The sequence below is a fragment of the Pseudomonas sp. P4_C1 genome (genome assembly GCF_056402155.1).
Map to the genome: position 1 here is coordinate 41,612 of NZ_JBFUHY010000017.1, position 23,419 is coordinate 65,030.

The following is a 23,419-nucleotide window of genomic DNA, read 5'->3' on the forward strand; positions in this document are numbered from 1 at the left end:
GGTGATCAGCGACTGCATGGTCTATTCGGCCGACGAGTGCTTGCCCCACCTCTGTACCGCGAATTCGACGAAACGCCGCAGTTTCGGCAAACGGTGGCGATCCTGGGCATAGACCAGGTGCATCGGCCGGCTGGGCGGGCAGTAGTCGGGCATCAAGGCCAATAGCTTTCCGTCCTTGAGGTCCTGCTCGACCAAGGCGTCGGGCATCATCACGATGCCCATGCCGGTTCGTGCTGCCTGATGCAGTCCGGCCGAACTGTTGATCAGCATCGGCCCGCTGACCCCCACGCTGACTTCGCCCTCGGGACCGGCCAGGCGCCATTCCTTTTGCACCGATTGCCAGTCATCCCCGGCCGGATAGGCAAAGGACAGGCAGTCATGGTGGCGCAGGTCTTCAGGTGTCTGCGGTGTGCCGCGCCGGCCGAGGTACTCCGGTGATGCGCACATGGTCAGCGTGTAGTCGATCAGCGGGCGGGCGATCAGGCTGGAGGGTTCCAGCGCGCCGAGGCGAAACGCTACGTCCAGACCGTTTTCCAACAGATCCGGGCGTCGGTTGGTCAGTACCACGTCGAGTTTCACCCGTGGGTTTTGCCGGCTGAACTCGCTCAGTGCCGGCGCCAGGCGCTCGGTACCGAAGGTCAAGGGCGCGGTGATGCGCAAGATGCCGCTCGGTTCGTCCAGCGCCTGCTCGGCCAGGCGCTCGGAATCGGCCACCAACCCCAACACATCCAGACAGCGCTGGTAATACGCGGCGCCGAACTCGGTCAGCCGCTGGCGTCGCGTCGTGCGGTTGAGCAGGCGTACACCCAGCCGTTGCTCCAGGGCCTTGAGGTGATTGCCGACCATGGTCGTGGACATTTCGCACTGCAAAGCGGCGGCGGTCATGCTGCCGGTCTCTACCACTTTGACGTAGACGGTCATTGCCTGGAACAAATCCATTATCAAGCTCTGCTTTTAAATGATTGAAGTTTTACGGTGTTTATCCAGCTCTGGTGGCTAACCATACTGCAAAAACACCGACCCTTGCTGGAGCTTGATGTCATGACCGCCGCCTGCCTGATGAGCACTTACCAACCCTTGGCCTTGAGTTTCAACAAGGGCCTGGGCACTCGCCTGTGGGATCAGGCCGGTCGCGAATACCTGGATGCGGTCGCCGGCGTGGCGGTGACCAACGTCGGCCACTCCCACCCGAAAATCGTCGCCGCCATTACTGAGCAGGCCGGGTTGCTGCTGCACACGTCGAACCTCTACAGCATCGACTGGCAACAACGGCTGGCGCAGAAACTGACGCGGCTGGCGGGCATGGACCGGGCGTTTTTCAACAATTCCGGTGCCGAAGCCAACGAAACCGCACTGAAAATCGCCCGGCTGCATGGCTGGCACAAGGGCGTCGAGCAGCCGCTGGTGGTGGTCATGGAGAACGCGTTCCATGGCCGCACCCTTGGCACCTTGTCGGCCAGCGACGGCCCGGCGGTGCGCTTGGGTTTCAACAAGCTGCCGGGGGATTTCGTCAAAGTGCCATTTGGCGACCTCGACGCGCTGGACAAGGTGCATCAGGCCCATGGTTCGCGGATCGTGGCGATCCTGATGGAGCCGATCCAGGGCGAAAGCGGCGTGCAACTGGCGCCACCGGGCTACCTCAAGGCGGTGCGCGAACTGTGCAACCGGCGCTCATGGCTGATGATGCTCGATGAAATCCAGACCGGCATCGGCCGCACCGGCCAGTGGTTCGCATTCCAGCACGAAGGCATCGTCCCGGACGTCATGACCCTGGCCAAAGGCTTGGGCAACGGCGTGCCCATCGGCGCATGCCTGGCCCGTGGCAAGGCGGCCGAACTCTTCACGCCGGGCAGCCACGGCAGCACCTTCGGCGGTAACCCGTTGGCCTGCCGGGTCGGTTGCACCGTGCTGGATATCGTTGAAGAACAAGGGCTGCTGGAAAACGCCCGGCTTCAGGGGGAACGTCTGCTCGAAAGATTGCGCACAGAATTGGCGGGCAACCCGCACGTCTCACAAATCCGCGGCCAGGGCCTGATGATCGGCATCGAACTCAAGCAACCGATCCGCGACCTGAGCCTGATCGCCGCCCGGGATCACGGCTTGCTGATCAACGTCACGCGGGGCAAAACCATCCGCCTGCTACCGCCGCTGACCATTGATGAGCGGGAGGTGGAGATGATTGTCAGAGGGGTGAGTCGGGTGGTGAAAGTGGGCTGAGGCTCTGCTCAATCTCAATAATGGTATCTGCACATCACGACGCGTATTTCGCCGTCTTCAACGGCGTAGACCAGACGATGCTCAGCCGTAATCCGGCGTGACCAGAATCCGCTCAAGTTATGCTTGAGCGGTTCGGGTTTTCCCAGGCCGTCGAAAGGCTCACGCTGAATAGCTTTGATCAACAGATTGATACGTTTGAGCCCTGCCTTATCGTTCTGCTGGAACCAGAGATAATCGTCCCAGGCTTCAGGGGTGAACTCGATATTCATTCTTCAATCAGTTGCCTGGTTTTGGTTTTGCCCGCTCGCAGGTTGGCGATGGACTTGATCAGGCGTTCGGCATTGGCGGGGGAGCGGAGCAGGTACGCCGTCTCTTCGAGAGCGTTGTATTCGGCCAATGACATCATCACCACCGGCTCGCCTTTCTGACGCGTTACCAGTAGCGGGGCGCGATCTTCATTCACCCGGTCCATGGTTTGCGCCAGGTGTGCCCGAGCGTTGGTGTAGTTAATGGTTTCCATGTGATTGTCCTCGCTTGATGCAGAGAACGTACAGAAATGAGTACATGTTGGCAAGGCGATACCTACGAGTGGTTGTTACGTGGAAAGTGCATCCACGCTTGTATCGAGTATCGCCGAATGTTCCTCAGGACGTTTCCGTGACTGATGTAATCCCATTCTGAGCTACACGCCATCCATCAGGATTGTCCGACCACAGCTGCGAAAATTTACGAGTGATGAACCAGCGCCGCGATCTCCTTCCGATCCCGCAGACGAATTTTCGCACCGCAAAACTCCTCGAACAGTCGTTGATGCGCCGCAAACCCACTTGACCCCTGCCGCTGGTGATAACTGCCCGCCCACTCCAGCAAGGCGATCAGCAACAGGTCCTGCTCATTGCGCCCGGCCTCGCGTTGTCGAATGTTGGCCACGCAATCCTCGTCCCCGACGCTCAGCCAGATCAGCGTAGTCACCTGTGGCAGGAGTTCGCAGGCGATCCAGCCATACACGCCTTCGATCACCCAGCGCTCTTGTTCGGCTGCGATCCGCGCCATGGTCAATGCTTCATTTCGGGGGAGGGCGATGCTGTGTTCGTCGGATAGCCAGTGAATCCTGTCAAGATCGGTCCAGGGCACACGCAGTTGCTCGGCCAGCCGCTGCGCCAGCCAGCTCTTGCCGGAACCGGAATTACCGATGATCAGAGTTCGGGTGAGGTCCATGAGAGACACCGATCAATTGTGGGTGTGAACCTGCTCGCGAAAGCGGTGCTTCAGTCAGCATTGATGCTGGATGTGCTGGTCTTATCGCAGACAAGCCTACAGGTACACCAGAATCCGCCGGCCTGTGCGCCTTGAGGTCCATCGGTAACTTGCCGTGCGTCACTGCTCATCATTACTGTAAGCCATTTTATAGTGTCAGTTTTTAGACATTGCCGTGATGTGGAAGGTTGTAGTGAGGGCGATCAGGTTGGCTCAGTTGTGAGTTAGGCTTACCTTTACTGCTGGGCTCAGGAAATCTATGTGATAGCCAGAGGAACCGTCCCTAATTGCGATATGAGCGCCATTAATCCCTTCGTTTAATTGAGAGTTGATTTTGTAGTTAATGCTATTTGCGATTGTGTCGTTTACTCCAATAGCAAACTCAGTCAGCTTGAGGTCTCTAGGCCCTGCTGCAATTCAATAACCGTATTGCACTCAGCTCCTGCAACCGCCGTTGGTTTTAAGTTTCTTAGAATTAATTATGCTCGTTATGTGTCTTGTAAGAAGTTCTTGGTTATTTGTGTAAGTAGTGGCTGTAGTCCTCTTCTGAAAATTTAGTGTTCCACCGAATTTTGTTGTGATGGACGATCTGAAATCGTTAGCTTGGTCTATGGGGGGGCTTTTTACGGGGGACCTACATTCAATTATTAATAAGGGGCTGTGTAGTGCAGGAATCAAAGAAATATCTGACAGAGACATCCGTACACCAAGCCTTGTTACTGGCTGATCTAACAGAGCCCGCTACACCCGATCACGCCATTCGATTATTGCTCAAGGAGGTCCTTCAAGGGTTAACGGATAAAGGCTGGCCACAAGCGCAAGTGCAGACGGGGCCGAGAATTGTCTCCGCTGAAGAAAACTACGGATTGCTTGGTTATGACCCATCTGAGATTACGCTTGGAAGTGCACACACACGATGGGTTGACGAGTGGTCTCTGTTACGGACGCAAACCACTAGCCAAATTCCGTCTGCGCTTCAGCGAGCGGCCAAGCTACGACAACCGGGGCAGTCAATATTATTGGCCGCGCCTGGTATCACTTTTCGTCGCGACAGCCGGGATCGTTGGCATTGTGCGCAACCGCATCAGATGGATATCTGGGTGCTCGGTGATCCTGATTTGTCGACGCATGAGCATTTGCTTTGCCTGGTCGGCGATATCCTCAAATCTGCCGTGCCTGATATGCCTTGGATCTACAGTGATAGTCCGCATCACTACACTGAGGGCGGGATCGAAGTAAATCTGTTGAATGACGGCGTCCCTGTAGAGGTTCTGGAGTGCGGTCGAATTGCCAAATCATTATTGGAGCGACTGAAGATCGATCCTTTGCGTCATGGAGGACTGGCGCTGGGAATGGGATTGGATCGCTTGACCATGCTGCGCAAAGGCATCCCGGATATTCGTTTGCTACGTGATCAGAACGAACGAGTACAGGCACAGATGCATGATCTGAATCCGTGGCGCGCCGTCTCTCGGTTGCCTTCGATTACTCGTGATATTTCGTTAGCGGTAACGCCGGGGCTGAGCGAGGAAGTGTTGACTGAAAGGATGTTGCAGGCAGCTGGCGATTGTTCAGACTGGATCGAGGAAATGCAGATCAAAGGGCGCTGGGCGTTCACAGAACTGCCTCTGCAGGCCATCGAACGCCTCGGATTGCTGCCGGGGCAGGAGAATGTGCTACTACGTGTTGTACTGCGTGATTGTTCGCGATCAATCACCACTGCTGAGGCGAATGCCCTGTATTCGAACATTCAGGTGGCACTCCATGAAGGTGCGCCGGGGGCGGGTTACAGAATGGATTCCCCCAATATTTAACTGGCCACTTCGCGGGCAGGCCCACAGGATCTGGAAAAAGTACACGCCAGAAATCCAGTGTGTGCGAGCCTGCTCGCCGCACCGTCGCTCCCACAGTTTTTTGTGGTGTCTTCTTTACCTCAATCATTGTCTTCTGGCGCAATCATCCGGGTCTTCGGCGAGCCGTTCGAGTTGTGCTGATAGATGGTCTGCGGCTGCCCCAGGTCATTGAAATACACCTGCCCGATCCCCGCCGAGTTCCATAGCCGCTCACCGGCTTCGGCGTGTTCCGGGACATGCGGCACGATGCGCATGCGTCGTCGTTTGGTCAGCCAGTTCAACGGTGAGCGTGGTGAGTACAGCCAGCGGTTGAGGCGGTCGAACCACTCGAGCAGGGTGGCCGGGAATTCGTTCTTGATGCCGCTGCTGGTGATCTGCCAGATGCGCGGTCCGGCCTTGTGGTGGCGGATCAGCACTTCGTAGACGAAGGAGTAGTGCACATCGCCCGACAGCACCACGTAGTTACCCGGTGTGCGCGAGTGCCGGAAAATATTCAGGATCACCTGCGCCGCGCCGCGATGGGCCATCCAGTTTTCCGCGTCCACCAGCAGTGGATAACCGCACCAGCTGAATACTCGCTGCACGGTTTCAATCAGCTTGACGCCGAAGATCGGCGCTGGCGAAGCGATGATCGCACTTGGGTGGTCCAGCAGTTCCTGTTGCAGTTCACTCAGGGATTCCCAGTCGAGCAAGCCGGAAGGCTGCTTAAGGTTCATCTCGCTGCGCCAGCGCCGGGTGCGGGTGTCGATCACCACCACGGCCGGGGTGGTTGGCAGCACGTAGTGCCAGTGCTGAAACTTCAGCAGATCACCGATCAAATCATCTTGAACAGTGCTGTCGAGATGACGCTGGTGTGTGCTCGCGCTCAACCCACCAGCCTTTTTCAGCAGGGCACGGAACGCATCCGGATTGTTGCCCCAGCCCTGGCACAACATGTACGCCAGCAGCGCGTTGCCGATGATGCGCCGGGAGAACGGGTGGCCGTAGGCCGTTTCCTCCCATTGCGCGCTAAGGTTCCAGTCATCGGTGATGTCGTGGTCGTCGAAAATCATCAGCGTCGGCAGATGCGCCAGTGCCCGGGCGACGTTRCCAAGACCTGCCTTGAAGGCATCGATGCGCGTCTGTTCGAGGGCGTAGCGTTTGAGCCTTTCCGGCGTCAGCGTCGGTGCCTGGGGTGCGATCAAGGTCCAGGGCGTTGGCGACCAGACCAGCAAATACATGGCCATGACTTCGGCGAAGGTCACCAGATGGTTGTCGGCGCTGCTGCTGGTAAAAATCGGCTTGCGCGCACCGCCGAAAAAACGCTCGCGCAGGGTTTCATTGCTTTGCAGTGCCGGCAGCAGATCGGCACGGTGGTAGTAACTGGCCGGATGCTCGTAGAGCCTGGCGCTGTCGCTGACCACGGCGCCTTCGAGCTGTTCCCCGAACAGGCCCAGACGCTCGATCAAGGCGTGAATCGCCCGCAACATCGGCCCCGCCACATCGTCGGCGTAGACCTGATCGCCCGTCATCATCAGCAGTGCCGGGCGATCCTTGGCGTTGTGCTTTTGCGCCAGCAACCGGTCGACGCAGAGCAAGCCGTCTGCCGCCGGGTGATGCGGCTTGCGGCAAGAACCGTGCAGCAACTGGTCGACCCGCGCGCGCAGGACGAAGTTCGGGCAATGGGCATCGCCATACAGCAGATGCGGCGCCCAGTCGGCAATGCCTTTTTCTGTGCCATCGATCAGCAGGTCATAGTCGATCGACTCGTCCCGGGGCAGGGCGCAATCGAGTTGCACATCGATCAAGTGCACATAGGCATGAGCCCCCACTGCAATCACCGTGCATTGCCCGGCATCCAGACGAATATCGCCGACGCCCTGCAAGCGCAAGGTCAGCGCCAGCGCCCGGGAACCCACCAGCCACAGCACCAGCCGCGTGGGCTCAAGACGCCGCAGCAGCGGGCCGGCCAGGACCGGGGGCAAGGCTTGGTGATCGTCGGGCAGTGGCAGGGTGTCAGACATCCAGGTTCAAGACTCTTGGGGTATCGAGGCGGGCGATGATAGCGCAGGTGGCGGCGGGGCCGGCCAGGGCGATCCTGTTTCTGCCTGTCACCAAATGAAAAGCCATTGTCGTCTGATGAGAAGCGTCCCGACAGGCCTCGTCCTACAGTCCAATCAACGCAATTCGATGCAACACGCCCATATTGCAGATTGGAGAATAAGAAAAATGGCTAAAGCCGTACGTTTCTACGAAACCGGTGGTCCCGAAGTCCTGCGTTATGAGGACGTCGAAGTCGGCGAACCCGGTCCCGGCCAGGTTCGGCTTCGTCATGTGGCAGTCGGCCTGAACTATGCCGACACCTATTTCCGTAACGGTACCTATGCGATCCCGCTGCCCAACGGCATGGGCGTCGAGGCCTCTGGGGTAGTCCAGGCCGTTGGTGAAGGGGTCACCAACGTCGAGGTCGGCGATCGCGTCACCTACACCGGTTTTCTCAACACCCTCGGCGCCTACAGCACCGAGCGCCTGATCCCGGCCGCGCCGTTGATCAAGCTGCCGGAAACCATCAGCTTCGAGACCGCCGCCGCGATGACCATGCGTGGCCTGACGTCTTCGTACCTGATGCGCCGCATCTACGACTTCAAACCGGGCGACAGCATCCTGTTGCATGCCGCCGCTGGCGGTGTCGGCCTGATCGTTTCGCAGTGGGCCAAGTTGCTGGGCCTGAACGTGATCGGCACGGTGTCGACCGAGCAAAAGGCGGAAATCGCCCGGGCTCACGGTTGCGACCATACGATCAATTACAGCCATGAAGACGTCGCCGCTCGCGTTCGCGAATTGACCGACGGTGTGGGTGTCAACGTGGTGTTCGACAGCGTTGGCAAGAACACCTTCATGGGTTCGCTGGATTCATTGAAACCCCGTGGCCTGATGGTCTGCGTGGGTACCGCGTCCGGCCCGATCCCGGCGTTCGACCCGGTGATGCTGGCGATGAAAGGCTCGCTGTTCCTGACCCGTCCGGCCCTGGCCAACTACATCAGCGACCCTGCGGAAAAAGCCGCCCTGGCCGGTGAGCTGTTCGACCACGTCGGCAGCGGTCGGATCAAGATCGAGATCAACCAGCACTACGCGTTGCAGGACGCCGTGCAGGCCCATCGCGACCTTGAATCGCGCAAGACTACCGGCTCATCGATTTTCGTCGTTTAAGGAGCGGCCAGCCATGAAAGTCGAACAATTGACCTGCTCCATCGGCGCCGAACTGATCGGCGTCAATCTCGCCGACGCAGTCCATGACGACGGCCTGTTTGCCGAGATCCGCGCCCAGTTGCTCAAGCACCGCGTGGTGTTCCTGCGCGATCAGGACATCACCCGCGCCGAGCATGTTGCCTTCGCCCGACGCTTCGGCGAGCTGGAGGATCATCCGGTGGCCGGCAGCGATCCGGATCATCCGGGGCTGGTGCAGATCTACAAGAGACCGGACCAGCCGGCAGACCGCTACGAAAACGCCTGGCACAGCGACGCCACCTGGCGTGAAGCACCGCCGATGGGTTGCGTGCTGCGTTGCGTGGAATGCCCGCCGGTCGGCGGTGACACCATGTGGGCCAACATGGTCCAGGCCTATGCGAACTTGCCGGAAGACGTGAAGGTCAAGATCGCCGATCTGCGTGCCCGCCACAGCATCGAAGCGAGCTTCGGTGCCGCCATGCCGATTGAAAAACGCCTGGCGCTCAAAGCGATGTATCCGGACGCCGAACACCCGGTGGTGCGCACCCATCCGGAAACCGGCGAGAAGGTGCTGTTCGTCAACGCGTTCACCACCCACTTCAGCAACTACCACACCCCTGAGCGGGTGCGCTTCGGCCAGGACGCCAACCCCGGCGCCGGTGATTTGCTGCGCTACCTGATCAGCCAGGCGTACATCCCCGAGTATCAGGTGCGCTGGCGCTGGAAGCCCAACAGCATCGCCATCTGGGACAACCGCAGTACCCAGCACTACGCCGTCATGGATTACCCGCCGTGCCATCGCAAGATGGAACGCGCCGGGATCATCGGCGACAAGACGTTCTGATCGAACGCCACCGGCATCCGCACTCGCAGCATTCGCACTCGTAAACACGTCTACCCGGCACGACCCCGGGTGGACGGAACAATCATAAGAACTGGCATAAGAACTGGAGTAACCATGCAATTCTTCGACGATTCCCTGCACCCGGAAAACATGGAAAAGGTAGTCATTACCGTGGCCCCGTACGGCCCGGAGTGGATGCCCGAAGACTTCCCGGAAGACATCCCGTTGACCATGGATGAGCAAGTCCAGAAAGCGGTCGAATGCTACGAAGCCGGGGCCACCGTATTGCACCTGCATGTGCGCGAGCTGGACGGCAAGGGCTCCAAGCGCCTGTCGAAGTTCAACGAGCTGATCGCCGGTGTACGTGAAGCCGTGCCGGACATGATCATCCAGGTCGGCGGTTCGATTTCCTTCGCTCCGGAAAGCGATGGCGAAGCGGCCAAGTGGCTGTCCGACGACACCCGCCACATGCTGGCCGAGCTGACGCCGAAACCGGATCAGGTCACGGTCGCGATCAACACCACGCAAATGAACATCATGGAGCTGCTGTATCCGGAATACCTGGAAGGCACCTCCCTGGCCAACCCGATGATCCAGGCTGCCTACAGCGAGATGACCGTACCGGCTGGCCCGGCCTGGGTTGCCGAGCACCTCAAGCGTCTGATGGACAACGGCATCCAGCCGCACTTCCAGCTGACCGGCATGCATGCCTTGGAAACCCTTGAGCGTCTGGTGCGCAGGGGCGTCTACAAAGGTCCGTTGAACCTGACCTGGATCGGCATCGGCGGCGGTTTCGATGGTCCGAATCCGTTCAACTTCTTCAACTTCCTCCACCGCGCGCCGGACGGTTCTACTGTGACCTCCGAATCGCTGCTCAAGAACGTCATGCCGTTCAACACCATGTCGATGGCCATGGGCATGCACCCGCGCGTAGGCAATGAAGACACTATCATTGACCACAAGGGCGATCGTTTCGGCTCGGTTGCACAGATCCAGCAAACCGTGCGCATTGCCCATGAGCTGGGACGTGAAATCGCCACCGGCAAAGAAGCCCGCGAGATCTACCGCATCGGCGTGCAGTACGAAACCATCGAAGAAACCCTGTTGGCCAACGGCATGGCCCCCAACCGCAAGGCCGGGCAGAAAGGCGTGCCGCAACGCGGCTGACCGAGGGTCGGGACGAGAGGCCGTGACCTCTCGTCCGCCTGACCGTTACACGCTTGATAACAAAAATAAAACAAAGCTCTTGAGGAGGCTGCATGGCCTTTCACCCAATCGCCGCTGACGATGACGACTCCAGCGGAGTCGGCGTTGCGCGCCAATATGCCTGGATCGTCTTTGCACTGACGTTCGGCCTGTTGATTTCCGATTACATGTCGCGTCAGGTACTGAACGCGGTGTTCCCGCTGCTCAAGACTGAGTGGGCGTTGAGCGACGGACAGCTCGGTCTGCTCAGCGGCATCGTTGCCCTGATGGTCGGCCTGCTGACGTTTCCCCTGTCGTTGATGGCCGACCGTTTCGGCCGGGTCAAGAGCCTGGCGCTGATGGCGTTCCTGTGGAGCGTGGCGACCCTGGGTTGCGCGCTGGCGCAGGACTACCAGCAGATGTTCATCGCGCGATTCATGGTCGGCGTCGGCGAAGCCGCCTACGGCAGCGTGGGCATCGCCGTGGTGATCTCGGTGTTCCCCAAACACATGCGCGCCACCCTGGCCAGTGCCTTCATGGCCGGCGGCATGTTCGGTTCGGTGTTGGGCATGGCTTTGGGCGGTGCGATTGCCGCCAAGCTGGGCTGGCGCTGGTCGTTCGCCGGCATGTCGCTGTTTGGCCTGTTTCTGGCGGTGCTCTATCCGCTCATCGTCAAGGAAGCGCGCATTGCGCCACAACGTGCCGCGCAGATTGCGAACAAGACGGCCGCCGCGGTCAAGCGTCCGCTGCGCACGCTGTGGTCCAGCCGCTCGGTGGTAGCGACCTACGTCGCCAGCGGCTTGCAGTTGTTCGTCGGCGGCACGGTGATGGTGTGGATTCCCAGCTACCTCAACCGCTACTACGACATGCCTACCGACAAGGCCGGTGGCGTGGCGGCGATCATCGTGTTGTGCAGCGGCGCGGGGATGATCCTGTGCGGCATGCTCAGCGACCGCCTGTGTCGGAACTCGCCGGAGCGCAAGGTCAGCCTGGCCATTGGTTTTTGCCTGGGCAGTTGCCTGCTGCTGTCGGCAGCGTTCGCATTATCGGCAGGGCCTGTGCAACTGGCGCTGATCTGTCTGGGCATGGCGATTGCCACCGGCACCACTGGCCCCGCCGGTGCGATGGTTGCCAACCTGACCCATTACTCCGTCCACGGTACGGCGTTCGCCACGCTGACCCTGGCCAATAACCTGCTGGGGCTGGCCCCCGGGCCGTTCCTGACTGGCCGTGTGTCCGACCTCATCGGTCTGCATGCCGCGTTTCAACTGGTGCCACTGGTCAGCCTCGCGGCGGCGGCGGTGTTCTTTTATGCCAAGTGTCATTACCACAAAGATATTGCCCGCCTTCAGGGTCAGAGCGTGCCTGACCCTGTCCGTGAAGCCGGGATAGAGGTGAAGTTGTGAGTCGTCGTTTACGTATTGATGTGTTTTTCGATTTTATCTGCCCCTGGTGCCTGATCGGCAAACGCCAACTGGAGCATGCGCAGGTGCAGTTTCGCAGCCGCCACCCGGATGTGCAGATCACCACGGCGTGGCACGGGGTGCAGTTGCTGCCTCAGATACCGGTACAAGGTGAACCCTTCGCCGATTTCTACCGCAAGCRCCTGGGCAATGCCGACGCGGTGGCCATGCGTCAGAACCAGGTACAGCAAGCTGCCGGGGCGGTTGGACTGGCCATCGACCTCAGCCGTATCGAGACGATGCCCAACACCGCGGACGCCCATCGTTTGTTCGAGCGTGCCAGCGCACTGGGCAATGCCAGTCAGCGTGAAATGTTGCTCGAACGCCTGTTCGCCGCTTATTTCCTGAGACGCGAAAACCTCGGTTGCCGTGAGACCTTGCTGGCCATTGCCCGCTCCTGCGGCGTCGACACGAACGAAGTGCTCGATTGCCTGAAGGGCGACGCCACGCCATTTGCAGGATCCCCCGGCGCGACCAGTGGCGTGCCGAGCTTTCAGTTCGACGGTCGCCTGACGGTGATCGGTGCGCAACCTGCCCAGGCGCTGCTCGGGGCCATGAACGAAGCCCTCAAGGAAAGTGACCGCGAGCGGCAGCCAGCATGACCCGGCGCATTCCCGTACCTGCCGGCAAACACCCGCAGGCCGGTGGCCGGGCGCTGTTCGAATTCGATGACAAAAGCCTGGCGCTGTTCAACGTCGACGGGCAGCTGTTTGCCATCGACGACAGCTGCCCGCATCAGGGCGCCTCGCTGTGTGGCGGGCGCCTTGAGGGCCGGGTGATTCAATGCTGCGCCCATGGCCTGCGCTTCGATTTGCGCAGCGGCTACATGCTCAATTCCACCCAGGTCAAAGTCACCAACTACCCGGTCGAGAACATCGACGGCCAGGCGTTTATCGTCATCGCATCCGAGGAGTCCGCGCCATGAGCGCCATTGCTCTCACCCGTATCCACAGTCGCACGCGCGAACTGGCACCGGGGCTTATCGTCAGCCTGATCGTGGCGGCCGCCGCGTCGTTCCTGTCCGAGCACTACGGTGCGCCGGTCATGCTGTTCGCCTTGCTGCTGGGCATGGCCCTGAATTTTCTCGCCGATGACGGCCCGTGCAAGGCCGGTATCGAGTTCACTGCGCGCACGGTGCTGCGCATCGGCGTGGCGCTGCTGGGCATGCGCATCACCCTGGAGCAGATGGCGGCGCTGGGCTGGAAGCCGATAGCCCTGGTAGTGATTCTGGTGGTGGTGACCATCAGCGTTTCGGTGGTCGCGGCCAAGGCCCTGGGTTTCCAGCGCCTGTTCGGCATGCTCACCGGCGGCGCGACGGCCATCTGCGGCGCCTCGGCGGCCCTGGCACTGGCGGCGGCGCTGCCGAACCATCCGCAGAAAGAACGCGCCACACTGTTCACCGTCATCGGTGTTTCGGCGTTGTCGACGATGGCGATGATCGTCTACCCGATGATCGCCAACTGGCTGGAGTTGTCGCCGCAGGTCGCAGGCGTATTCCTCGGCGCCACGATCCACGACGTGGCCCAAGTGGTCGGCGCCGGCTACAGCATGTCGACCGAGACCGGCGACACGGCCACAGTGGTCAAGCTGATGCGCGTTGCCATGCTGCTGCCAGTGATCGTCACCGCGGCGATGATCACCCGCATGCAAGGCGCCGATCCGACCGGCAAGCGCCCGCCGCTGTTGCCGTGGTTCGCCGTCGGCTTTCTGATTCTGGCCTGCATCAACAGCACCGGCTGGATAGCGCCTGCGGTGCAGGGATCGGTCAACGAACTGTCGCGCTGGTGCCTGGTGATTTCCATCAGTGCCCTGGGCATGAAGACCCGCCTCAAGGAGCTGGCGGCGGTCGGGATCAAACCGATTCTGCTGATGGTGGGGGAGACGGTGTTCCTGGTGGTGCTGGTGCTGTTGTTGCTGCGCTGGGGGCTCTAGTCTTCAGCCAGACACAAAACCTGTAGGAGTGAGCCTGCTCGCGATAGCGGTCCGAGATTCAGCATTGATGTCGACTGACACTCCCTCATCGCGAGCAGGCTCGCTCCTACAGGGATTGCATTTTAATTTCGCGCTTTCGGTGACTGTGCCAGCAGTCGCCGTTTTTTTTTGCCGGGCTGTCAGGACGACTTCGCCCCCGCCTGTTTCTGCGCCCGCCACGTCGCCGGCGGCATTCCAAACTGGCTGATAAACCATCGCGTAAACGAACTCGCCATCGAGTAGCCAAGCATGTCGGCAATGCGGCTGAGGGAGTAGTTCGGGTTGTCCAGGTAGCGCAGCACCAGGTCGCGGCGCACGTCGTTGATCACGTCGTTGAAGGCGCAGCCGTCGTCCTTGAGGCGGCGTTGCAGGGTACGCACGTTCATGCCCTGGCTCTGGGCGACCTGTTCGATGGTGGCGCGCCCCATGGGCAGCAGCAGGTAGATGGCCTTGCGCACCTCGAACAGCATCGAGGCGCCTTCGTGGTTCTGCAGCGAGTCGAGGTAGCCCTGGGCGTAGCGGGCCATGGCCGGGTCGGCGTTGGGGTTGGTCATGTCGAGGCTGACGTCCGGGCAGACGATGCCGTTGAACTCGCTGCCGAACTCCAGGTTGCAGCCGAACAAGCGGCGATGCAGGTGCAGGTTGTCCGGTGGCTGGTGCATGAAGTTGACGCTGTAGGGGTGCCAGTGCGAGCCGAGCAGGGCCGAGCACAACCGGAACATCACGCCGATGGCCAGCTCCGTGGCCTGGCGGCTGGGCATGGGCGTTTCGGTGACCACCTCTTCGCGAATGATCACCATCTTGCCGGCCTCTTCGATGAAGATCGCCAGCGAGTCGTTCATCAGGTGCCGATAATCCACCACGACCTGCAAGGCATCGCGCAGGGTGCGCTGGTGGCTGAGCAGCAGGCTGACCACGCCGAAGTCCGAGAGTTGGCGCGACTCGGCCATGCTCAGGCCGAAGGTCTGGCAGCCGCTGGCGGCGGCCGAGTCTTCCAGCAAGCGCACGGCGGCATCGATCTGGATACGGTGTTCAGGGGCTTGCAGTTGGGCTCTGCTCAGGCCGACAGCGGCCAGCACGTCGCGTGGGTTGAAACCCAGGTACTGGGTGACCTCCAGGTAGTTGGTCAAGACAGCGGCGCGAACAAGCTTGGTCATGCGAAAGTCTTCCCTGGGCCGATGGCGGTTGGCGTGAGCGTGGCGACTATATCCAGCGTATCAACAGTTGAACAGTTGTCATGTCGTTGATGGTTTTCATGCTGTCCGGTCACCAATCTTCTACGCTGCAGGGAGCCATCAGCGCTCATCCGTTGATTACAGTGACCTTGCGCCAACCTGGGGGATTTTTCGACCGGCGGTCGCGCTGTCCTGCTGTCCGACAATTTGTCATCAAAAGAAAAGTGCCTGACGTCCAATGTAAAGCGCTTCGGGTGGGCGCTCTTTAATGTCGACCCTACAAAAAGCCCCTGGCGAAAACAGCCAGTCGAGTTATCGAGAAAGCGAAGGTGTTGACCGTGGACAAACTGCAAACTGCCGCCACCATTCTGATCGTTCCGGGTCTGCGCGAGCACGTGGCCGAACATTGGCAAACATTGCTTGCCGCCAGGCTGAGCAACGTGCGCAGTGTTGCGCCGCTTACGACCGACAAACTCGATTGCATGGCCCGTGTGCGGGCGATTCAACACGAACTCGAACAGATCGACGGGCCCGTGATTCTGGTGGCCCACAGCGCCGGCGTGCTGATGGTCGCGCACTGGGCTGCGCACTACAGCCGTCCGATCAAGGGCGCCTTGCTGGCCGCGCCACCGGACCTCGATGCGGTCTGGCCGGCAAACTATCCTTCTTCCGAAACCCTGCGTAGCCAGGGCTGGAATCCTCTGCCCCTGGGCCCGCTGCCATTTCGCAGCATCGTGACCGGCAGCACCAACGATCACCTGGCCAGTCTTGCTGCGGTCACCCGCATGGCGGAAGGCTGGGGCGCTGAATTGCTCGATCTGGGCGATGTCGGCCATCTCAATCCGGCCGCAGGATTTGGCCATTGGCAGCAAGCCGAGGCACTCATCCAGGAGCTGGATCGCTAGTACAAGGAGCTGGACTGGCAGTACGCCAACCGGCATTTGCCCTCATTCCTTAAACGCAAACCCACAGAGGCTTGCGCGAGGGCGGCTGCGCTTAAAACAAATACAAAAAGGCGGAGACAACGCAATGCACAACAATAAGAGTCACGGCTTCACTGCAGCACGCTACACCTTGCTGGCCTCGGCCATTCTGGCCGTCATCGCGCCGACGGCCCATGGGTTCGAGCTCGATCTGGGCAATCCGGACTGGACCGCGCGTCTGGATAACACCGTGAAGTACAACTACGGCGTACGCACCGAAAGCGCTGACAAACGCATGTTGGGAACGCCGAACAACAACGACGGCGACTTCAACTTCCGCAAGGCCGGCACCAACATCACCAACCGTATCGACCTGTTGACCGAAATGGATGTGGTCTACAAGAACGCCATGGGTTTTCGCGTCAGCGCCGCCAGCTGGTACGACAAGGCCTATGACAACACCGGTTCCAATTCCAACCCGTTCGTCAACGGCAACGATGCGCGTTCGGGCCTGATCGCCAACGACCCGCGCCTGGCCGGGGTGACCCATGACAACGTCGGCAATGGCAGCTCGCACCTGAGCAACTATGCCCAGCGCTACTACAGCGGTCCTTCGGGCGAAATCCTCGATGCCTTCGTGTTCTACAGCACCGAAGTGGGCGAGGAGTCGATGTTCAGCGTCAAGGCCGGTCAGCACAACGTGTTCTGGGGCGAGACCATTCTCAACCCGGTGCACTCGGTCAGCTATGGTCAGTCCGGCCTCGACCTGGCCAAGCTTGCCGCGTCGCCGGGCACCGAAGCCAAGGAACTGTTTGTCCCGCGTAACCAGTTGTCGATGTCGTTCACCGTCAATCCCGAGCTGACCGTGGGTGCCCAGTACTTCCTCGATTGGGACGCCGCGCGTCTGCCGGAAGCCGGTACTTACTACGGTGGTTCCGATCTGGTCGGCTTTGGTGCGCAATCGTTCCTGCTCGGCAACACCAACGGCGTGGTGCCCGGCAGTCCGCTGGGTTGTGGCCTGGCGCCGTGCAATGCGTTGACCAACGTGCGTCGCGGACATGACCTGACACCGGGCAGCAGCGGCGACTGGGGCGTCATGGCCAAGTGGTCACCGGCCTGGCTCGATGGCACCCTCGGCGTCTACTACCGCGAGACTTCGGAAATCCTGCCGCAAGCCTTTCTGGACGCCAGGGGCATCACCTCGGCCAACCCCAACGGCACCCGGCCGGCAGGGCAAGTGCCTGCGGTGATCAACACCCTCAATTCGCTGGACACCGCCACCTATCAGATGGCCTATGCCGACAACATCAAGATCCTTGGCCTGAGCCTGTCCAAGGACGTGGGCGGGATCAGCGTCGGTTCGGACCTGAACATCCGTCACAACATGCCGCTGGCCAGTATCCCGGCGATCGTCAGTACCCGCAGCCCGCTGGGCCTGGGGCAAGGGCTTGGTCTGCTGCCTGCACGTACCGACGCCACCGGTGTGGTCTACGACACCCCGAGCCGCGGCGACAGCATGAGCGCCACCGGTGACACCTTGCACTGGACGCTCAACGGTCTGATGACCCTGCCGAAAACGCCGGTGTTCGATCAGGCAACCGTGCTTGCCGAGCTGTACTACAGCAACCTGCTCAAGCTCGATGACAAGAACTCGGCACTCTACAAGGGCAAGGACAGCTATCGCGGCATCGACGCGCCGACCCGTGACAACTGGGGCATCGCGGTCAACTTCACGCCGACCTGGTACCAGGTGTTTCCCGGTGTCGACCTCAACGCGCCGATGTCGGTGAACGTCGGTCTCGCTGGCGTGTCGCCGGTCTCCGGTGGCGGTGCCAAGGACACCGGCAACTATGCCGTGGGCGTGGGTGCCGTTGTGTACAACAAATACTTCGTTGACCTGAAGTACGTGGACTCCTTCGGCAAAACCGAAAAATGCAATGTCAGCGGTGTGAGTACCGGCCCGAATGGCGGTGACGGCTCCACGCCCAACGCCTTTAGCGGCAACGAAAACTACGCCTGTTTCGCCGGTGGCTACTCGTCCTTCTCCGGAGGGGGTGCCACGACTGAGGACCGTGGCGCCGTGTACCTGACGATGAAAACAACCTTTTGATTCACCACTGATTTGCTCAATGCAAGCAGGAGAATAACAAGATGAAATTCGCACAAACCGTGTTGGCCGCTTCGCTGGCCATGGTCCTTGCCGCCCAGGCACAGGCCGCTGTTTCAACCCAGGAAGCTGCCAAACTGGGCACCAGCCTGACACAGGCAGGGGCTGAAAAAGCCGGGAACGCTGATGGTTCCATTCCTGCCTATAACGGTGGCTTGACCACTGCGCCGGCGAGCTTCAAGGCCGGCGACAGCATGCGCCCGGATCCGTTTGCCAGTGAAAAGCCGCTGCTGGTGATCGACGGCAAGAACGTCGATCAGTACAAGGGCCTGCTCACGGCGACCACGGTAGAACTGGCCAAGCGTTTCCCGACGTTCCGTGTCGACGTGTTCCCGACGCATCGCACCGTTTCGCTGCCTCAAGCGATTCTGGATAACGGCGTGAAGAACGCCAGCGGCGCCAAATCCCTGGAAGGTGGCCTGGCCATCGACAACGTGCTGCCGGGCATTCCGTTCCCGATTCCGCAGACGGGCAACGAAGCGATGTGGAACTTCCTGTTGCGCTACCAAGGCGTCAGCATCAGCTCCAAGTACGACTCCTGGAACGTTGACTCCGCGGGCGTTCCTAGCCTGGCGACTACCGGGCAAGCGAACATCTCCTACCCGATCTATGAAAACCTCTCGCAGCCGATCAGCAGCGCCGACGTGTACTACCAGATGAAGCTGGCGTACACCGGCCCTGCGCGCCGGGCCGGTGAGGCGATCATGCTCAAGGACGCCGCCAACCCGTTGCAGCAGCCGCGTCGCGCCTGGCAATACCTGCCGGGCCAGCGTCGAGTGAAACTGGCGCCGAGCCTGGCCTACGACACGCCTAACCCGGGTACCGCCGGTGCGGGCACCTACGATGACGTGTTCGTGTTCAACGGTGCACTGGATCGCTACGACTGGAAACTGGTCGGCAAGCAGGAAATGATCGTGCCCTACAACACCTACAAGCTGACCTACGTGCAGGATCCGAAGTCGCTGACCACGGCCAATCACCTGGCACCGGACTTCGTGCGCTGGGAGAAACACCGTGTATGGGTCGTCGAAGGCAACCTCAAGGCCGGTGCCCGTCACATCTACGCCAAGCGCCGCTTCTACCTCGACGAAGACAGCTGGACCGCTCTGGCCTCGGATCAATATGACGCCCGTGGTCAGCTCTATCGTGGTTCGTTTGCCTTCCTGAGCCAGAGCTACGACAAGCAGGTTCCGGATTCGACGCCCTTCATGATCTACGACCTGGTCGGTGGTTCGTACAACATCAACGGTGTAGTCGGCCCTTACGGCGGCATTAAGTACATCGAGCCGCTCTCCAAGGCGCAGTGGTCTTCGGAATCCCTGGCCGGCGCCGGCATTCGCTAAGCCAACCGCAAGCAAACGCTCGCATGATCCACTGTGGGAGCGAGCCTGCTCGCGATGGACCAGAGGGCGACGCGGGCATCCAGAAAGCACGCGTCATCGTTAACGTCCATCGCGAGCAGGCTCGCTCCCTCATGAGCTGCACGGCGCGAGGTGTGGCGCGGTTTTCCGATGAGGACGCAGTATGTGTTCGTATAAAAATAATATTTTGCGGCTGGCGTTTGGTGTCGTGCTCGGCCTGTCGCACGGCATCGCCCAGGCGGCCAATTACGTCGATGTGCTGGACCTGCCCGCCAGGGTCAGCGCCTTGGCGATCAACAGCCCTTTGTCCGGCATGGCCCGCGCCGGCGGGCGCGTGATCGCCGTCGGCCAGCGTGGCCATATTCTGTTTTCCGATGATGCCGGCAAGCATTGGCAGCAGGCCGCCGTGCCGGTCAGTGCCGATCTCACTGCGGTGAATTTTCCGACCACCACCCAGGGCTGGGCGGTGGGTAATGACGGCGTAGTGCTGCACAGCATTGACGCCGGTGCGACCTGGCACAAGCAACTCGACGGTCGCCAGATCGGCGCCTTGCTGGTCAAGCATTACACGGCGCTGGCCAGCGCCGAACCGGGCAATGAGCAATGGCCCCAGTTGGCTATGGAAGGCCAACGACTAGCCGATCAGGGCGCGGACAAACCGCTGCTCGACGTCTGGTTCGCCAACGACAAAACCGGCTATGTGGTCGGCGTATTCAACCTGATCCTGCGCACCGACGATGGTGGCCTGACCTGGACGCCATTCCAGGACCGCACTGACAACCCGCAAGGTTTCCACCTCAACGCCATCGCCTCCACCGGTGACAGTGTGTACATCGCTGGCGAGCAAGGCCTGTTGCTCAAGTGGGACGACAGCGCCCAACGCTTCAATGCCATGCCGACGCCTTATCAAGGCAGCTTCTTCGGCGTGCTCGGCAAGCCTGGCGAAGTGCTGATCTACGGCCTGCGCGGCAACGTGCTGCGCAGCACCGACGGCGGCCAGAGCTGGACTGCGCTGGACAGCGGCCTGCACGTCAGCATCACCGCGGGCCTGATCGATGCCCGTGGCAACTATCGCTTGTTCACCCAGGGCGGGCAGATGCTGGTCAGCCAGGGGACGGGTGCGCAGTTGCATCTGGTGCGGCAACCGGCACCGACCCCGGTCGCCGGTGCCGCCCAGTCCGCCGATGGCGCCTTGGTGCTGGCCGGCAGCCGTGGTGCCCGGACGCTGTCCGCCGACCCAGCCCTCGAACCCTAAGAGCGAGAACCCAGACATGGGCAATATCAAACAAGACGCCATGCCGGTGATCCGCGAACTGCGGGATTTCGACCAGCGCTCCGGCAACCTCCTCGAGCGGCTGGTGTTCAACTACCGCCCGCTGTTCATGCTGCTGATGGCGCTCGCCACCGTGGTGCTGGGCTTCATGGCCGTGACTCGCCTGGAGTTGCGCCCAAGCTTCGAAAAAATGATTCCGCAGAGCCAACCCTACATCCAGAACTTCCTGGAAAACCGCCACTCGCTGCGTGGTCTGGGCAACTCGGTGCGGGTGGTGGTCGAAAACACCCAGGGCGATATTTTCGATCCCGAATATCTCGACGTGCTCAAGCGGGTTAACGACCAGTTGTTCCTCACCGAAGGCGTCGACCGCGCGTGGATGAAGTCGCTGTGGAGCCCGGCGGTGCGCTGGACTGAGGTCACCGAGGACGGCTTCCAGGGTGGCCCGGTGATGCCCGACAGTTATCAGGGCTCGCCCTCCGATATTGAGCAGCTGCGCCAGAACATCTCCCGCGCCGGCATCGTTGGCAGCCTGGTGGCCAGCGACTTCAAGTCGACCATGCTGATCGTGCCGCTGATGGACAAAGCCGCGGCCGGTGGCCAACGCATCAACTACCACGCTTTTTCGCAGATGCTCGAAGAGCAGTTGCGCGACAAGATCGAATACGTCGGTGACAGCGCTGCGCGTAAATCCGGGGTCGAAGGCACCGGCCATTACAAGGTCCGGGTAATCGGCTTCGCCAAGCTCATGGGCGACCTGATCGACGGCCTGATCCAGGTGATGATGTTCTTCGGCCTGGCCGTGGCCACTTCGCTGATCATCATCTACGCCTACACCCGTTGCGTGCGCAGCACCCTGCTGGTGGTCGGCTGCTCGCTGATCGCGGTGGTCTGGCAGCTGGGCATCGTCGCCTGGCTCGGCTACGCCATCGATCCGTACTCGGTGCTGGTGCCGTTTCTGATCTTCGCCATCGGCGTGTCCCACGCGGCGCAGAAGATGAACGGCATCATGCAGGACATCGCCCGTGGCACCCACAAGCTGATCGCTGCGCGCTACACCTTCCGCCGTCTGTTCATCGCCGGGGTTACCGCGTTGCTCGCTGACGCGGTGGGTTTTGCGGTGTTGATGCTGATCGACATCCCGGTGATCCAGGACCTGGCAATCACCGCCAGCATCGGTGTCGCTGTACTGATCTTCACCTCGCTGTTGCTGATGCCGGTGGCGCTGTCCTACGTCGGAGTCGGCGCCAAGGCCGCCGAGCGTGCGCTGAAAATCGACAACCGCGCAGAGAAGCACAAAGGCTTCGGCAGACTGTGGGACGCGCTCGATCGCTTCACCACCGCCAAGTGGGCCACCGGTGCCGTGCTGGTCGCCATCTTGATGGGCATTGGCGGCTACGTGGTCAGCTTGAACCTGAAAATCGGCGACCTGGACAGCGGGGCGCCGGAGCTGCGCGCCGACTCGCGCTACAACCGCGACAACGCCTACATCACCCAGCATTACGCGCTGTCCAGCGACCTGTTCGCGGTGATGATCAAGACCGCGCCGGAAGGCTGCCTGAACTACCAGACCCTGGTCCTCGCCGACCGCCTGGCCTGGGAGCTGCAACAGTATCCGGGTGTGCAGGCCACGGCTTCGCTGGTCAACGCGGTACGGCAGATCACCGCCGGCACTTATGAAGGCAACCCTAAGCTCAACAGCATCCAGCGCAACCAGGACGTGCTCAACTACGCCGCCCAGCAAGCCTCGGTCAACTCGCCGGAACTGTTCAACACCGATTGTTCGTTGATGCCGGTGATCACCTTCCTCAAGGATCACAAGGCCGAAACCCTGGATGCGGTGGTGGCGATTGCCGACAAGTTCGCCAGGGAAAACAGCACCGCGGATCGCCAGTTCCTGCTCGCCGCCGGTACTGCCGGTATTGAAGCCGCGACCAACATCGTGGTGCGCGAAGCCAACCGCACCATGCTGCTTTACGTCTACGCGGCGGTGACGCTGTTCTGCCTGATCACCTTCCGCAGCTGGCGCGCCACGCTGGTGGCGCTGTTGCCGCTGGTGCTGACCTCGATCCTCTGCGAAGCCTTGATGGTGGCCATGGGCATCGGCGTGAAAGTCGCGACCCTGCCGGTGATCGCCCTCGGCGTGGGCATCGGCGTCGACTACGCCTTGTACCTGCTCAGCGTGCAGTTGCACTTCCAGCGCCAGGGCTTGCCGTTGTCCCAGGCTTACCGCAATGCCGTGTCGTTCACAGGCAGAGTGGTCGGGCTGGTGGGCATCACCCTTGCCGCCGGCGTGGTGTGCTGGGTGTGGTCGCCGATCAAGTTCCAGGCCGACATGGGCATCCTGCTGACCTTCATGTTCCTGTGGAACATGCTCGGCGCGCTGATCCTGATTCCGGCCCTGTCCTGGTTCCTGCTGCGCGAACGGGCCCCTCAGCCCGGTTCTGTCGCGGTAACCGAAAACGCTGAATCCACTGAACGTCCCGGCATGCCCCATGCCGTGACCACTTCCGAGTAAGCCAA

The 23,419-nt window shown here is 60.9% G+C and carries 20 protein-coding genes and 1 pseudogene; 14 read left to right on the forward strand and 7 right to left on the reverse strand.

Features of this window, described 5'->3' with window-relative positions; genetic code table 11:
* Positions 1–21: 21 nt before the first annotated feature.
* Complete coding sequence (locus AC1DU9_RS13325; protein ID WP_477810283.1) at positions 22–939, reverse strand: LysR family transcriptional regulator; 918 nt, start codon at positions 937–939, stop codon at positions 22–24.
* A 102-nt stretch (positions 940–1,041) separates the two neighbouring features.
* Between AC1DU9_RS13325 and AC1DU9_RS13330 the strand changes: the two genes are divergently transcribed.
* Entirely contained in the window at positions 1,042–2,217 is a 1,176-nt protein-coding gene (locus tag AC1DU9_RS13330; protein WP_477810284.1) for an acetylornithine/succinylornithine family transaminase, read from the forward strand.
* Between the two features lie 14 nt (positions 2,218–2,231).
* Here AC1DU9_RS13330 and AC1DU9_RS13335 read toward each other — a convergent pair whose 3' ends face one another.
* From AC1DU9_RS13335 to AC1DU9_RS13350, 4 genes and pseudogenes are all read right to left on the reverse strand, one after another.
* Positions 2,232–2,486 (reverse strand): Txe/YoeB family addiction module toxin, encoded by a 255-nt coding sequence (locus AC1DU9_RS13335; protein WP_015093589.1) that lies wholly within the window; start codon positions 2,484–2,486, stop codon positions 2,232–2,234.
* Positions 2,483–2,737, reverse strand: a complete 255-nt coding sequence (locus AC1DU9_RS13340; RefSeq protein ID WP_218429407.1) for a type II toxin-antitoxin system prevent-host-death family antitoxin — start codon at positions 2,735–2,737, stop codon at positions 2,483–2,485. Before AC1DU9_RS13340 ends, AC1DU9_RS13335 begins: the two co-directional genes overlap by 4 nt.
* Positions 2,738–2,943: 206 nt before the next feature.
* Positions 2,944–3,435 (reverse strand): P-loop NTPase family protein, encoded by a 492-nt coding sequence (locus tag AC1DU9_RS13345; protein WP_477810285.1) that lies wholly within the window; start codon positions 3,433–3,435, stop codon positions 2,944–2,946.
* Positions 3,436–3,687: 252 nt separating this feature from the next.
* A pseudogene (locus tag AC1DU9_RS13350) lies at positions 3,688–3,891 on the reverse strand (CgnE/CgnB domain-containing protein); the annotation flags it as partial.
* Positions 3,892–4,139: 248 nt separating this feature from the next.
* Here AC1DU9_RS13350 and srmL point away from each other — a divergent pair.
* On the forward strand, positions 4,140–5,288 hold the full coding sequence (gene srmL, locus AC1DU9_RS13355; RefSeq protein ID WP_477810286.1) for a PheS-related mystery ligase SrmL: 1,149 nt from the start codon (positions 4,140–4,142) through the stop codon (positions 5,286–5,288).
* Between the two features lie 119 nt (positions 5,289–5,407).
* Here the strand turns inward: srmL and AC1DU9_RS13360 are convergent, their stop codons facing one another.
* Positions 5,408–7,330, reverse strand: a complete 1,923-nt coding sequence (locus tag AC1DU9_RS13360; protein WP_477810287.1) for an alkaline phosphatase D family protein — start codon at positions 7,328–7,330, stop codon at positions 5,408–5,410.
* 205 nt (positions 7,331–7,535) lie between these two features.
* Between AC1DU9_RS13360 and AC1DU9_RS13365 the strand changes: the two genes are divergently transcribed.
* From AC1DU9_RS13365 to AC1DU9_RS13395, 7 genes are all read left to right on the forward strand, one after another.
* On the forward strand, positions 7,536–8,516 hold the full coding sequence (locus AC1DU9_RS13365; RefSeq protein WP_218429410.1) for a quinone oxidoreductase family protein: 981 nt from the start codon (positions 7,536–7,538) through the stop codon (positions 8,514–8,516).
* 13 nt (positions 8,517–8,529) lie between these two features.
* Positions 8,530–9,378, forward strand: a complete 849-nt coding sequence (locus AC1DU9_RS13370) for a TauD/TfdA dioxygenase family protein (protein ID WP_477810288.1) — start codon at positions 8,530–8,532, stop codon at positions 9,376–9,378.
* Positions 9,379–9,492: 114 nt separating this feature from the next.
* On the forward strand, positions 9,493–10,545 hold the full coding sequence (locus AC1DU9_RS13375; protein WP_223460156.1) for a beta-keto acid cleavage family enzyme: 1,053 nt from the start codon (positions 9,493–9,495) through the stop codon (positions 10,543–10,545).
* Positions 10,546–10,637: 92 nt separating this feature from the next.
* On the forward strand, positions 10,638–11,969 hold the full coding sequence (locus AC1DU9_RS13380; protein ID WP_477810289.1) for an MFS transporter: 1,332 nt from the start codon (positions 10,638–10,640) through the stop codon (positions 11,967–11,969).
* The gene (locus tag AC1DU9_RS13385; RefSeq protein ID WP_477810290.1) at positions 11,966–12,628 is read left to right on the forward strand and encodes a DsbA family oxidoreductase; all 663 of its coding nucleotides are present in this window, start codon (positions 11,966–11,968) and stop codon (positions 12,626–12,628) included. Before AC1DU9_RS13380 ends, AC1DU9_RS13385 begins: the two co-directional genes overlap by 4 nt.
* Positions 12,625–12,951 carry a Rieske (2Fe-2S) protein gene (locus AC1DU9_RS13390; RefSeq protein ID WP_477810291.1) on the forward strand — a complete coding sequence of 109 codons (327 nt, stop codon included), beginning with the start codon at positions 12,625–12,627 and terminating at the stop codon, positions 12,949–12,951. Before AC1DU9_RS13385 ends, AC1DU9_RS13390 begins: the two co-directional genes overlap by 4 nt.
* Positions 12,948–13,958, forward strand: coding sequence for a YeiH family protein (locus tag AC1DU9_RS13395; protein WP_223460164.1), 1,011 nt, complete (start codon positions 12,948–12,950; stop codon positions 13,956–13,958). The genes AC1DU9_RS13390 and AC1DU9_RS13395 overlap by 4 nt, the downstream gene beginning before the upstream one ends.
* Before the next feature lie 179 nt (positions 13,959–14,137).
* Here the strand turns inward: AC1DU9_RS13395 and AC1DU9_RS13400 are convergent, their stop codons facing one another.
* Positions 14,138–15,154, reverse strand: coding sequence for an AraC family transcriptional regulator (locus tag AC1DU9_RS13400; protein ID WP_223460166.1), 1,017 nt, complete (start codon positions 15,152–15,154; stop codon positions 14,138–14,140).
* A 356-nt stretch (positions 15,155–15,510) separates the two neighbouring features.
* Between AC1DU9_RS13400 and AC1DU9_RS13405 the strand changes: the two genes are divergently transcribed.
* The 5 genes from AC1DU9_RS13405 (at position 15,511) to AC1DU9_RS13425 (ending at position 23,414) form a co-directional block, all read left to right on the forward strand.
* Positions 15,511–16,077 carry an RBBP9/YdeN family alpha/beta hydrolase gene (locus tag AC1DU9_RS13405; RefSeq protein ID WP_223460168.1) on the forward strand — a complete coding sequence of 189 codons (567 nt, stop codon included), beginning with the start codon at positions 15,511–15,513 and terminating at the stop codon, positions 16,075–16,077.
* A 124-nt stretch (positions 16,078–16,201) separates the two neighbouring features.
* Positions 16,202–18,205 carry a DUF1302 domain-containing protein gene (locus AC1DU9_RS13410; RefSeq protein ID WP_477810292.1) on the forward strand — a complete coding sequence of 668 codons (2,004 nt, stop codon included), beginning with the start codon at positions 16,202–16,204 and terminating at the stop codon, positions 18,203–18,205.
* Positions 18,206–18,246: 41 nt separating this feature from the next.
* Positions 18,247–19,605 (forward strand): DUF1329 domain-containing protein, encoded by a 1,359-nt coding sequence (locus tag AC1DU9_RS13415; RefSeq protein ID WP_223460172.1) that lies wholly within the window; start codon positions 18,247–18,249, stop codon positions 19,603–19,605.
* A gap of 181 nt (positions 19,606–19,786) precedes the next feature.
* A complete protein-coding gene (locus AC1DU9_RS13420; protein WP_477810293.1) occupies positions 19,787–20,878 on the forward strand; it encodes a WD40/YVTN/BNR-like repeat-containing protein in 1,092 nt (363 codons plus the stop codon).
* Between the two features lie 16 nt (positions 20,879–20,894).
* On the forward strand, positions 20,895–23,414 hold the full coding sequence (locus tag AC1DU9_RS13425; RefSeq protein ID WP_477810294.1) for an efflux RND transporter permease subunit: 2,520 nt from the start codon (positions 20,895–20,897) through the stop codon (positions 23,412–23,414).
* The last annotated feature ends 5 nt before the right edge of the window (positions 23,415–23,419 follow it).